The following is a 12,820-nucleotide window of genomic DNA, read 5'->3' on the forward strand; positions in this document are numbered from 1 at the left end:
CGATAGCCCTGCATCAGCCACCCCTCAATCCGGCTGAAACGGCGACTCACTCAAAATCACCCCAGTCTCCTCCACATACCGCTGCCAATGCTCGATCAGCGCTTCAAGCTTCTGCGGCTGACTCGACGCCAGGTCATGAATCTCCCCCGGATCACTCCCCAGGTCGTAAAGCTGCCAGGTTGCCGGCCCCACTGGCCCGGGGATCCACACCGCCTTCCACTGACCCTGCCGGATCGCCCGGCGCCCGAACAATTCCCAACCGGTAACGGTGTGTTCGTCATGCACCTGCGCCGTCTCGCCAGACAAAAAGCCCAGCCACGACTTACCACGTAACGGCGCCACCGGTTTGCCGTGCCATTGCTTGCCGGGATGGCGCACGCCGGCCAGATCGAGGATGGTCGGCGTGATGTCCATCACCGTGCCGAAACCATGGCTGATCTGCCCCTTCAGCGGCAGCTGCGGATAGTGCAACAGTGCCGGAACGCGAATCCCGCCCTCGGTGGTGAACGCCTTGAACAGGCGCGACGGCGCGGTCGCCACCTGCGCCCAGTTCGGCCCGTACCAGACGTAGGAATTGGCGCGGCCGATGTTGTCGAGGCTGTTGTCGTAGTGCTGGCTCAGGTAGGTCACCAGTTCCGGACCGAATTTCGGGAAGGCTTCCAGCAGCGCTCCTTCGGCACCGTTGTCGGACATGAACAGGATGAAGGTGTTGTCGAGCTGGCCCTGCTGGCGCAGGTAATCGACGACGCGACCGATGTTCCAGTCCATGCGCTCGACCATCGCCGCGTAAACTTCCATCGCCCGGGCGGAAATCCGTTTTTGCTCATCGCTCAGCGCGTCCCATTGCGCGGTCAGCTGGATCAGTGGATGCGGTTCGACATCCGGTTCGATCAATCCCAGCGATTTGAGTTTTTCCAGACGCTCGAGGCGCAGCACTCCCGGCCCTGCGTCGTAGCGGCCACGGTATTTTTCGACGATGTCGGCGGGCGCCTGCAGCGGCCAGTGCGGCGCGGAAAACGGCAGATAGGCGAAGAACGGCCGGCTCTGGTCGCGCTCCTTGAGGTACTGCAACAGCTTGTCGCCGAAAGCGTCGGAGGAATAGAAATCCTTGGGCAATTCGTCGATGAACCTGTCGTCCTCGATGTACAGCGCCGGGGTGGATTTCAGCAGGCCGGGTGTGTGTTCGTCGTAGGTCGGTTCGAATCCGTAGTGGTTGGCCGCGCCGGGCAGCAGCGAGAACGAACGCTCGAAGCCTCGGGCGTGGGGCGCCAGTTCGGCGGTCAGGCCCAGATGCCATTTGCCGCTCATCAAGGTTTGGTAACCGGCCTCGCGCAGCAACTCCGGCAACGCGACGACACGATCGTTGAGATAGCCTTCGTAACCCGGTTTGCCGATCAGCTCCGGCGTCAGCGCTTCGGCCATGGTGCCGATGCCGGCGATGTGGTGATCGGTGCCGGTCAGCAGCATCGAGCGGGTCGGCGAGCAGGTTGGTGCAGTGTGGAAATCGGTCAGGCGCAGGCCATTGCTGGCCAGGGCATCGAGGTTCGGCGTGGCGATTTCGCCGCCGAAGGCTCCGATGTCGGAGAAGCCGAGGTCATCGGCCAGAATCACCAGAAAGTTGGGACGTTGCGGCATCGACAGGCTCCTGTTCAGCAGGCAATGAACGACAGCGGCAGATCGCGGATCTGTACCGGTGCGCTCGGTTGGTAATGGTCATCACTGGTCAGCTCGTGCAGCAGTTCTTCACGCAATTGGTGGAAGTCGAAACTGCTGCGCTGGCGCGGATGGGGCAGGGCGATGTCCACCACCTGTTTGATCCGGCCGGGGCGCGGTTCCATCACCACCACGCGGTCGGCGAGGAAAATCGCTTCCTCGACATCGTGGGTGACCAGAATCGTGGTGATCTTTGCCCGCTCGCGAATCGCCAGCAGTTCGTCCTGCATCTGCTGGCGGGTCAGAGCATCGAGGGCGCCGAAGGGTTCGTCGAGCAACAGAATTCGTGGGCTCGCCACCAGGCCGCGAGCAATCGCCACGCGCTGGGCCATGCCGCCGGAGAGTTGGTGCGGATAGGCGCGGGTGAAGTCGCGCAGGCCTACCAGTTCGATGAAATCGTTGACCCGCTGCTGCTTTTCGGAGGCCGCCAGCGGCTCGTTGACCAGGCCCAGGCCGATGTTGTCGGCCACCGTCAGCCACGGGAACAAACGGTGTTCCTGAAACACGATGCCGCGCTCGCCGCCGATGCCGTCGACGGCTTTGCCATCGACTGTGATCTGCCCGCGAAATTGCGTATCGAGGCCCACCAGCAAGCGCAGCAGGGTGGATTTGCCGCAGCCGCTGGAGCCGACGATGGCGACGAATTCGCCCTCCGCAATGTCGAGGTTGAATTCGCGAATCGCCTCCAGTTCGAAACCGTCGACGTCAAAGGATTTGCCTACATGGTTGAAGCTGACAATCGGTGCGTTCATGCGTGTCTCCAGCGGGTGGCGCGGATTTCCAGGCGTTGGCCAATGAGGTTGAGCAGGGCGCCGGTGAGACCGACCAGGAGCATCCCGGCCATGATCAGGTCCATGCGCAGCAGTTGTTGGGCGCCGATCATCTGGCTGCCGATGCCGCCGTTGGACGGCATGAAATATTCGGCGCCGATGGTGCCGAGCCAGGCGTAGATCAGGCTCAGGCGCAGGCCGGCGAAAATCCCCGGCGCGGCGCCCGGCAATACCAGTCGACGCAGCCGTTGAGCGAGGCTCAGTCGCAGGACCTGCGCGGCTTCGTTGAGTTGTGGCGAGAGGTTGGCGACGCTGCGTTGGGTCGCGACAAACAACGGAAAGAAAGCGGCGAGGGCGACGAACACCCATTTCGCGAGTTCGCCCAGACCGAACCACGCGGTGAGCAGCGGCACCCAGGCGAAAATCGCAATCTGGCGCAGGGCGGCGAGGGTCGGGCCGAGCACCCGTTCGCTGGTACGCGACAGACCCAGCAACAAGCCCAGAACGAGGCCGAGGCCGCCGCCAATCAACAAGCCGCCGAGGGTGCGGCCCAGGCTCAGGGCCATGCCCGAGATCAACGTGCCGTCGAGCAATCCGTTTTTCGTCGCCTCAAGCACCACCCACGGGCTGACCAGAATGTTGGCATCGATCCATTGCTGATCGACCGCCAGTTGCCACAGCGCAAACAGTGCCAGCGGCAGCAGCCACGGCTGCACGCGTTGCCAGCCTTCATAGCGTGGACCACGACGAATTTCCGCCGTGGCCGGGTGCGGCCAGTGCACCAGTTTTTTGTCCAGCAGACCGATGCTGCGATCCATCGCCACACCGATCAGGCCGATCACCACGATGCACACAAAGACAATGTCGAGCATGAACAGCTGACGCGCCCAGACCATCAGGTAACCGATGCCTTCGCTGGAGGCCAGCAGCTCGACGGCGAGCAACGAGGTCCAGCCAGCGGCCAGCGCCAGACGCACGCCAGCCATGAACGCCGGGAGGGCGGCGGGCAGCACCAGTCGGCGAATCAACAGGCGTGGCGGCAGGCGCAACACGGCGGCGGCTTCGCGCAGCTTTGGTTGCGCGTCACGCACGCCGACCAGCGTGTGCAGAGTCACCGGCACCACGATGGCCTTGACCAGTACCACCAGCTTCAGCGTTTCGCCGATGCCGAAAAACACCATGAACAGCGGAATCCACGCCAGCGTCGGCACTTGGGCCAGGCTGGCGAACGTCGGGAAGATCAGGCGTTCGAGACAACGGCTGAAACCCAGCGCCGCACCGAGTACCGCGCCGGCGGTAACGCCCGCCAGCAGACCCCAGAACAGCCGTTGCAGGCTGATCCACAAATGGCTCCACAATTCGCCCTGGGACAACTCGATCGCGCTGTTCCACACCAGCGATGGCGCCGGCAGGATCTGTTCGCTCATCCATTGATTGCGCGCCGCCACCCACCACAGGGCGAACAGTCCAAGCGGTAATATCCAGGGTAAAACGCGGTGGCTCAGGCTTGGCCAAGTACGCCGGCTTTTCAACGGCGGTGCGGCCAGTGGCAGGCTGAGCAGAGATTCACGGGCCATGGTGACCTCCGTTGTCGGGTTGGATCGAGTCAGCGGAATTAGCTAAAAACCAATGGCTATAAGCGAGCTATAAATTAATCATTTTGGAGATAAGCAGCGCCATTTAAGGCCTCCAGCCCTGCGCGCATCCAATGCATTCGAAGAATATTTTCGATGCTCTCCATGCATACGGCTCTGCATGTCCCGACTTTGCTGGCTTAGCTTGAAAAGCTATAAAAATGTGCTTTTTAAGTATTTAAGCGTTGATACGGATTGCGCCTACTTTCGGCTCCTCAATGCCCGCCGTGATCAGGAGCCGCACCCATGAACCTTCCCTTCAAACGTGTCATCAGTCTGTTTGCCGCGCCGGCACTGGCGGGTCTGCTGGCGTTCTCTGCCCAGGCCGACGAGTTCAAGGAAATCAGGATTGCCGTGCCTGATCTGAGCGCTGGTACTCAACACAGTGGCGGGGGCATCGTGGACGTGCTGCGCGATCAGCAGATCTTCGAAAAGGCTTTCGCCGATCAGGGCATCAAGATTCAGTGGAGCTTCTTCAAAGGCGCCGGGCCTGTGATCAACGAGGCATTCGCCAACGGCCAGGTGGATCTGGCCTACCTTGGAGATCTGGCGGCCATCATCGGCAAGTCCAACGGACTGGATACGCGCCTGCTCAGCGCCAGCGCCCGGGGCGTGAAGCAATATCTCGGTGTCGTGCCGGGTTCGGGGATCAAGACGCTGCAGGATCTCAAAGGCAAGCGCGTAGCGATCTTCCGGGGAACTGCGACCCAGTTGTCGTTCGATGCGGCGCTGGCCAGCGTCGGTTTGAGCGAGAAGGACGTGAAGGTGATCAACCTCGATTTCAACGCAGCGGTAGCGGCGCTGGCGGCGAAGCAGATCGATGCATCGTGGGGCAGTTCCGGGCTGACCGCGTTGCAGGCCAAAGGACTGGCTGAGCTGCCATTGAATACCAAGGATCTCGGTGGCGCCGGCAGTGTGCAGTCGGTGTTGGTGGGCACCGGCAAGTTTGTCGACGGGCATCCGGAAGCCGTAGCGAAGCTGCTCAAGGCGCAGCAGCAGGCGGTGGAGTGGTTGACGCAGGACAGCAACAAGGACGCCTATGTGCAGCTTGTGTCGGGGCTGGCGAGCTATCCACCGGTGATCCTCACCCAGGATCTGAAGGATCAGAACCTGAGCGAAGTCTTCCCTTCGACACTGGATCCGCTGTTCCTCGAAAACCTGCAGGGCAAGGTCGATCTGGCGGCGCAGCAGAAGCTGATTCGCAAGCCGTTCAAGGTGAACGAGTGGGTAGCGCCTGAGCTGGCGGCTGCAAAGCTCTGAGTCATGCGGTCATTCCCGCGCAAGGCGTGGGAATGACCCTCAAACCGCGACGCTGATCGCCTGTTTATCCACCGCCACCAGCGTCTCGATCATCGCCCGCGCTGCCGGTGACAGCCGGAATCCCGTGCGGCTGACAATCCCGCACCGTGCATTCATGCTCTCCAGGTTCTGCGGCAGATTGCGCCAGTGCAGCAGCGCCAGCGAGCCTTGGGCGATGTCCTCGACAAACGCCTCTTCGGTACCCACGCCGATCGCGTTGGATTGCAGCACCACTTTCACCAGCGCCGGAAAGTGCTCGGTCTCGATGGACGGTGAAAAATCGATCCGGCCGCTGAGATTCGCCAGCAGTTTGCGAATGCCCGGCGGGATCAGCGTGGTCGCCAGCGGATAGTCGAACATGTCGTTTGTCGACAGGCTTTCCTTGGCCAGCAGCGGATGCCCCGGCCGACAGAAAAACACCCCGCGCTTGGGCGTCAGCGGCTGGGTCTGGAAGTTCGGGTCGGACTCGAAATGGCGGATGTCGGCGATGAAGAATTCGATCTCCTCACGGCTCAGGGCACGGCTGAGTTTTTCCCAGTTATCCACCTGAAAACAGGTGCGCACTTTCGGGTGCGCATTGATGAATTGCGCCACCGCGTCCGGCACCAGTTTCACCGCTGGCGCCGGGCCGCAACCGAAGTGCAGTTCGCCGGCATCGAGCTTGGTCATCTGCGTCACTTCGGCGCTGAGCAATGCCGCGCCCTGCACCAGGCTCAGGGCGTGTTGCAGCACCACCTGACCTTCGGGTGTGGGGCGCAGATCCTTGTTGCCGCGATCCACCAGCACACAGCCGAACTCCTGCTCCAGCCCTTGAATGCTGCGGCTGAACGCCGGTTGAGTGATGCCCATGGCGTCGGCCGCGCGGACAAAACTGCGGTGTTCGTTGAGGGCGATGAAGTAGCGCAACTGGCGAAGATCCATATGCTTTTCCGGCATCCTAAAAATAGCTCGAAGGCATTTGCGACGAGGTTGCATGAGGTTTTAAATGCAAGCTCTTATTCCGTCAACGAAGCATGTGAATATCTATTAGATGTAAATGGAATATAGATAGAGCGTTGTTTCGCTGCCGTCCAACCGCAAGCAGTCGATGAGGGTCTACCCATGAGCAATGCCGCACTCGCTGTAAAACCCGCTGTCCACGCGCTGGATATTCATCCGGTGGCCGGCCGTATCGGCGCCGAAATCCGTGGCGTGCAGCTGTCCGGTGAGCTGGATGCCGCGACGGTTGAAGCCATTCAACAGGCGCTGATCCAGTACAAGGTCGTGTTCTTCCGCGAGCAGACCCAGCTCGACGATCAGCGTCAGGAAGCCTTCGCGCACCTGCTCGGCGAGCCCGTGGAGCATCCGACCGTGCCGTCCCGCGAGGGTACCCGTTACCTGCTGGAACTGGACGGCGCCGAAGGGCAACGCGCCAACTCCTGGCACACCGACGTGACCTTCGTCGATGCTTACCCGAAAGCCTCGATTCTGCGCTCGGTGGTGGCCCCGGCGTTCGGTGGCGACACGCTGTGGGCGAACACCGCGACGGCGTACAACGAACTGCCGACCGAGTTGCGCGAGCTGGTAGACAAATTGGTGGCCGTGCACAGCAACGAATACGACTACGCCGCCGTGAAGCCGGACGTGTCGGCGGAGAAGCTTGAGCGCTATCGCAAGATCTTCACCTCGACCGTTTACGAGACCGAGCACCCGGTGGTTCGCGTGCACCCGATCAGCGGTGAAAAGAGCTTGCTGCTGGGGCATTTCGTCAAACGCATCAAGGGCTATTCCCAAGCCGATTCGGCGCACCTGTTTGGCTTGCTGCAAAGTCATGTGATCCGCCAGGAGAACGTCGTGCGCTGGCGCTGGAAGGCCGGTGACGTGGCGATCTGGGATAACCGCTCGACTCAGCATTATGCGATTGATGATTACGGCACTCAGGATCGTGTGGTGCGTCGGGTGACGCTCAAGGGGGAAGTGCCGGTCGGGGCGAATGGGCAGCGTAGCCAGACCATTAAAGGGGCTGAGATCGTCGGCGTCTGATCGGGCCCCATCGCTGGCAAGCCAGCTCCTACAGAATGTGTGTACGCCGCAAACATGTGGGAGCTGGCTTGCCAGCGATGCTTTTAATCACCACACGCCGATCTGAACGAGCTTGTCGGTCTCGGGCTCCCCATAACGAAACCGCTGCCCACGCAAATCAATCTCCTGATGACTGATCGTCGTGCGCCGCTTCAACCCGCGCAGCCACTCGAACAGATACCCCGCATGCTCCTCGCGCACCGCCGCATACGCCGGGTCCGCACCCAGATCCTGCAGCTCTTGCGGGTCATTCAACAGATCGAAAAGCTGCGGCCGGAAGCCGTCGTACGCCAGGTATTTCCAGCGCTCGCTACGCACCATGGTCATGCGGCAACGGTCGATCGGCTGGCCCAGTCGCTCCCGCGCCGGGGCCTGGAAGGCGTAGTCGTATTCGCTGATCGCATAGCGGCGCCAGTCCGGGTTTTCACCGTGCAGCAGTGGAATCAACGAGCGACCTTCCAGGCGATGCTCCGCCCCCGTCACGCCCAGCGCTTCGAGAAAGGTCGGCACGCCGTCGATGGTTTCCGCCAGACGTTCGTCCACCGTGCCCCGGGTGACATCCGCCGCCGCACGCGGGTCGCGCACGATCAATGGCACGCCCACCGCCTGCTCCAGCAAAAACTCCTTCTCGCCCAGCCAGTGATCGCCCAGAAAGTCGCCGTGATCGCTGGTGAACATGATCAGCGTGTCTTCCCAGCGTCCGTTGCTTTGCAGGTAATCGAACAACCGCCCCAACTGATCATCGACCTGTTTGACCAGGCCCATGTACGTCGGGATCACGTTCATTCGTACCGGATCTTTGGAGAAATTCAGGCTTTCCTCATGCTGGCGAAAGGCCTGATAGACCGGGTGGTCGCTTGGAGAGGCATTACGTACCGGGTCGAGAATCGATTTCGTACTGTACAAAGTGTGGTACGGCGCCGGTACGATGTAGGGCCAGTGGGGTTTGATATAGGACAGGTGTAAAAACCACGGTTTTTCACCTTGCTCACCGATGAAGTCGATGGCCCGATTTGTAGTGTAGACAGTCTCTGAATGTTGCTCGGGAATTCGCGCGGGCAAATGGGCATTGCGCATTTTCCAGCCACTGAGGATTTCTCCGTTGTCGCCTTCGGCCGCGTTAGCCCAGTCATGCCAGGGGTTGCGTCCCTCGAAACCCTGCTCGCGCAGGTAATGGGTGTATGGCGCCGATTCGCGTTTGTCATCGAACAACGGGTCGTCGGGGAAGATGCCGTCGTGACGAAAGTACGGCTCGAAGCCGACTTCGTTCAGCACTTCGGCCTGGGCGTTTTCAGGGTTGATCGCCAGCCGCTGCAAGGCGTCCACGTTGGCCGTGGCGTGGGTCTTGCCGACCAGCGCGGTACGAATGCCGTGGGGGCGCAGGTAATCGCCGATGGTCAGTTCTTCCAGCGGCAGCGGCACGGCGTTCCACGCCACTTGATGGCTGCTGACATAGCGCCCGGTATAGGCCGACATCCGCGACGGCCCGCAGATCGTGCCCTGTGTGTAGGCGCGGCTGAAGCGCACGCCGGCGGCGGCCAGTCGATCGATGTTTGGCGTGTGCAAGTGCGGGTGGCCGTAGCAGGACAGGTAATCGCGGCGCAGTTGATCGCACATGATGTAAAGCACGTTGCGCACAGGGTTTTGCAAGTTGGACATAGGGTTCACCAGTCAGAAAGACAGGCGAGGTTTTTCGCTTTCGGCGAGGGTGTTCGGCAAGTGCATTCGGGGAATGCTTTATATGCAGCAAATGCATCGGCGCCTGTACTGACGTCATCGCTGGCAAGCCAGCTCCCACAGGAGTACGCGTTTCAAATGTGGGAGCGGGCTTGCTCGCGAAGGCTGTGCGTCAGACGGCAAAATTTTCCAGTGAACACACCTCCTCATCCACCGCATCAATCGCTTTGATCTGCTCGATCATCGCCTCGGCCAACGGCGACAGGCGATACCCGGCGCGGCTGACAATGCCGTAACGGGTGTAAAGCTCCTCGAGATCATCCGCCAAACCTTCGATCTTCAAGCAGACCAACTCACCCCGGGCCTGATGCAGTGCATCCGAATAGGCACCGACGATGCCGATCGCATCGGAGCGCAGCACCACGCCGAGCAGGCTGGCGCTGTTTTCACATTCCACATTCGGGACGAAATCCGGCCGGCCACTGAGGTCGACGATGACCTTGCGCAGATTCGGCGGGCGAATGCTGACGGCCAGTGGATAACTCATCAATTGCTCGGCGGTGACCCGCTCAAGAGTTGCTAGCGGATGCCCGGCGCGACAGCAGAAATGCCATTTGCGTGGCCGTAACCGGTGGGTCAGATAATCCGGGTCCGCCTCGAAGTGCCGAGTGTCGGCGACGAAGAATTCGAACTCCTCGCTCAGCAGTCTTTTGCTCAGGCTCTGCCAGTCATCGACCTGGTAGTGCACCCGCGCTTTCGGGTAGCGGCCGATGAAGCTGCCGATCGCGCGCGGGATCAATCCTGCCGCCGGCGCCGGGCCGCAACCGAAGCGTAACTCTCCTGCCTCGAGCCCGTTGAACTGGCTGATTTCGTTGGCCATCTGTTGCGCACCGCTGACCAGGCGCCGCGCGTGTTCAAGCAGCACCTGACCCTGTTTGGTCGGCGGCAATTCCTTGCGCCCGCGATCGACCAACTGGCAACCGACGCTGTGTTCCAGCGCCTGAATGCTGCGGCTGAATGCCGACTGCGACAGGTTCACCGCCTGCGCGCCGGCGACGAAGCTGCGTTGTTCGGCAAGGGCAATGAAGTGACGTAGCTGGCGCAAGTCGATATGCATTTTTCACATAAAAAATATCCGGGAAATGCATTGGATATGCATTAGGTCGACTCCTTATAAAGGCAATCTCTTATGCAGTAAATCTTTGTAAAAACATAAATAAATAACTTAAAAGAATATGCGGAACGGAAGATGTCTGCGTGTTTTTTGACCAGGAGCAGCCCCATGAGTCCGTTGAACCTCGCTTCACCGCCGCCGCCACGACGGCTCAAACGCCTGCCTCTGGCCCTGTTGCTGGCGGGGAGTGCCAGTTGGACCCACGGCTACGCTGCGGAAACCGAAACCCCTGTGTCTGCACCGGCAGGCAAGACCGCGACCGCCACTTCGCAACTGGAAACCGTGACCGTCACCACCCGCCGTCGCGAAGAAAGTTCTCAGGACGTGCCGACGCCCATGAGCGTGGTCAGCGGCCAGACTCTGGAGACGCAGCGGGTCTACCGGATCCAGGATCTGCAGCAACTGGTGCCCAGCGTCAACGTCGCCTACATGCATGCGCGCCAGTCCAGCGTGTCGATCCGGGGCCTGGGCAACAACCCGGCCAGTGACGGTCTGGAAGGCAGCGTCGGGCTGTACATCGACAACGTTTATCTGGGTCGCCCGGGGATGGCGGTGTTCGACCTGATGGACATCGAGCAGCTGGAAGTCCTGCGCGGGCCGCAGGGGACGTTGTTCGGCAAGAACACCACCGCCGGCGTGATCAACATCAGCACCCGCGCGCCGAGTTTCACCCCGGAGCGCAGCATCGAAACCTCGGTCGGCGAGGACGGCTATTTCCAGACCAAGGGCACGCTTTCCGGGCCGCTCAACGATCAGTTGGCCGGACGCATATCTGCCTATCGCACCCGCAGCGACGGCGACATCAAGAACGAATTCAATGGCCATGATCTGAACGGTGGTTCCCGCGACGGTTTCCGGGCGCAGTTGCTGTTCAAGCCCAACGAAAACTTCAATCTGCGCTGGATCGGTGACTACAACGAAGAGGATTCCAGCGCCGGCACCCGCGTGCTGTACAACACCGGGCCGACCATTAATGGCGTCAGTCTCTATCAGTCGCGGGCAAATGCCGCCGGCGCGACGCTGGTCAACGGCTCGCACCGCAAGGTCAATCTGGACAACGACCAGCACGTCACCGTGCATCAGGGCGGCACGTCGGTTGAGGCCAACTGGACCCTGCCGAGCGACTTCACCCTGACCTCGGTCAGCTCCTATCGCTTCTGGAATTTCACCCCGCGCAACGACGATGGCCTCAATGTGCCGGCGACCTACAACGCTGGCGTGTCGGTGGAGGACAAACAGTATTCCCAGGAATTTCGTCTGGCGTCGCCCAAAGGCGAGTTCTTCGATTACGTCCTCGGCGCCTACTATTTCGGCTCGGACCTGGACAACAAATCCTTCGCCTATTACGGCCCGCAGGCGGACATCTGGAACGGCACGCCACGGGGCGCGCTGGCCAACGTCAACAGCGTCGGCCGTGGCCATATCAAGACCGACAGTTTCGCGCTGTTCGCCCAAGGCACCTGGCACCTGACCCCGCGTCTGGATTTCACCGCCGGGGTGCGTGGCACCTATGAAGAGAAGAACGCCTGGGTCAATCGTGATGCGCCGGTCGGTGGTGCCGCTGTCACGGGTGCCGCAGCCACCGCGCGACGCGGCCGGACCGGCGCCTACGATTCCGGCGACCTGAACCAGTACAGCTCCAGCCCGTCCGGATTGCTCAACCTCAGCTATCGCTTCACCGATGATCTGCTCGGCTACGCTACGTTGTCTCACGGTGAAAAATCCGGTGGGGTCAACCTTGTGGTCGGCTCGGCCCCGACCGCTGGTGCCGACTCGTTGCTGATCGGCACCGAGCGCGCCAACAACGCCGAACTCGGCTTCAAGAGCACGTTGTGGGATCGGCGTTTGCAGCTCAACGCCAACGTGTTCTGGACCCAGGTCAACGCTTACCAGACCAACGCCTACGACGACGTCAACCGGGTGCAATACTTGACCAACGCCGGTTCAGTGCGCTCGCGCGGGGTGGAGTTCGAAAGCACCGTGATCCCGCTGCGCGGCCTGACCCTGAACTTCAACGGCTCGTACAACGACGTCAGTTACCTCTCGTACAAGGACGCACCGTGCCCGCCGGAAGTCAGCCAGGCACCGGGTGCTCCAGCCTCGTGCGACCTCAGCGGTCATCAGGTGGTCGGCGCCTCGAAATGGATCGGCAACGCCAACAGCAAGTACGAATGGAATCTGGATAACGGCCTGCAGCCTTACGTCACCGGCAGCTACGCGTTCCGCTCCAAAGCGGTGGGCACGGTCGAGGATTCCGACTACGGCCAGATCCCGAGTTACGCGGTGGTCAACCTCTCCACCGGCCTGCGCGGCGATTTCAATCAGGGTCAGTGGGACGTCTCGCTGTGGCTGAAAAACGCCTTCGACAAAACCTACTACACGACCCTGTGGACCGGCGGCAACGGCGGCTATGAAGGTTTGCTCGGAACGCCGCGCACCCTCGGCGTCACTGGTCGCTACGACTTCTGATCGATCCTTCAAGGAGCTGCATC

Annotated in this window: 9 protein-coding genes; 3 read left to right on the plus strand and 6 right to left on the minus strand. The window is 61.2% G+C overall.

Annotated elements, in window-relative coordinates:
* Nucleotides 1–24: 24 nt before the first annotated feature.
* From QLG12_RS26085 to QLG12_RS26095, 3 genes are read right to left on the minus strand one after another with little or no spacing between them, the layout of a single operon-like run.
* The gene (locus QLG12_RS26085; protein ID WP_197870205.1) at nt 25–1,635 is read right to left on the minus strand and encodes an arylsulfatase; all 1,611 of its coding nucleotides are present in this window, start codon (nt 1,633–1,635) and stop codon (nt 25–27) included.
* A gap of 14 nt (nt 1,636–1,649) precedes the next feature.
* Complete coding sequence (locus QLG12_RS26090) at nt 1,650–2,465, minus strand: ABC transporter ATP-binding protein (RefSeq protein ID WP_197870203.1); 816 nt, start codon at nt 2,463–2,465, stop codon at nt 1,650–1,652.
* Nucleotides 2,462–4,060, minus strand: coding sequence for an ABC transporter permease (locus tag QLG12_RS26095; protein ID WP_282475477.1), 1,599 nt, complete (start codon nt 4,058–4,060; stop codon nt 2,462–2,464). The genes QLG12_RS26090 and QLG12_RS26095 overlap by 4 nt, the downstream gene beginning before the upstream one ends.
* Nucleotides 4,061–4,363: 303 nt before the next feature.
* On the opposite strand from QLG12_RS26095, the gene QLG12_RS26100 reads away from it, so the two are divergent.
* Nucleotides 4,364–5,377 (plus strand): ABC transporter substrate-binding protein, encoded by a 1,014-nt coding sequence (locus tag QLG12_RS26100; protein WP_197870199.1) that lies wholly within the window; start codon nt 4,364–4,366, stop codon nt 5,375–5,377.
* A 39-nt stretch (nt 5,378–5,416) separates the two neighbouring features.
* On the opposite strand, the gene QLG12_RS26105 is transcribed toward QLG12_RS26100, so the two are convergent.
* Entirely contained in the window at nt 5,417–6,337 is a 921-nt protein-coding gene (locus tag QLG12_RS26105) for a LysR family transcriptional regulator (RefSeq protein ID WP_236193007.1), read from the minus strand.
* A gap of 180 nt (nt 6,338–6,517) precedes the next feature.
* Here QLG12_RS26105 and QLG12_RS26110 point away from each other — a divergent pair, with 180 nt between their 5' ends.
* Nucleotides 6,518–7,438: a TauD/TfdA family dioxygenase gene (locus tag QLG12_RS26110; RefSeq protein ID WP_282475478.1), complete on the plus strand. Its 921-nt coding sequence runs from the start codon at nt 6,518–6,520 to the stop codon at nt 7,436–7,438.
* An 87-nt stretch (nt 7,439–7,525) separates the two neighbouring features.
* On the opposite strand, the gene QLG12_RS26115 is transcribed toward QLG12_RS26110, so the two are convergent.
* Nucleotides 7,526–9,136 (minus strand): alkaline phosphatase family protein, encoded by a 1,611-nt coding sequence (locus QLG12_RS26115; RefSeq protein ID WP_282475479.1) that lies wholly within the window; start codon nt 9,134–9,136, stop codon nt 7,526–7,528.
* A gap of 190 nt (nt 9,137–9,326) precedes the next feature.
* The gene (locus QLG12_RS26120; protein ID WP_282475480.1) at nt 9,327–10,271 is read right to left on the minus strand and encodes a LysR family transcriptional regulator; all 945 of its coding nucleotides are present in this window, start codon (nt 10,269–10,271) and stop codon (nt 9,327–9,329) included.
* A 165-nt stretch (nt 10,272–10,436) separates the two neighbouring features.
* Between QLG12_RS26120 and QLG12_RS26125 the strand changes: the two genes are divergently transcribed.
* A complete protein-coding gene (locus QLG12_RS26125; protein WP_282475481.1) occupies nt 10,437–12,797 on the plus strand; it encodes a TonB-dependent receptor in 2,361 nt (786 codons plus the stop codon).
* The last annotated feature ends 23 nt before the right edge of the window (nt 12,798–12,820 follow it).

This window comes from Pseudomonas sp. V88_4, from assembly GCF_029967985.1.
Lineage (GTDB): Bacteria > Pseudomonadota > Gammaproteobacteria > Pseudomonadales > Pseudomonadaceae > Aquipseudomonas > Aquipseudomonas glycinae.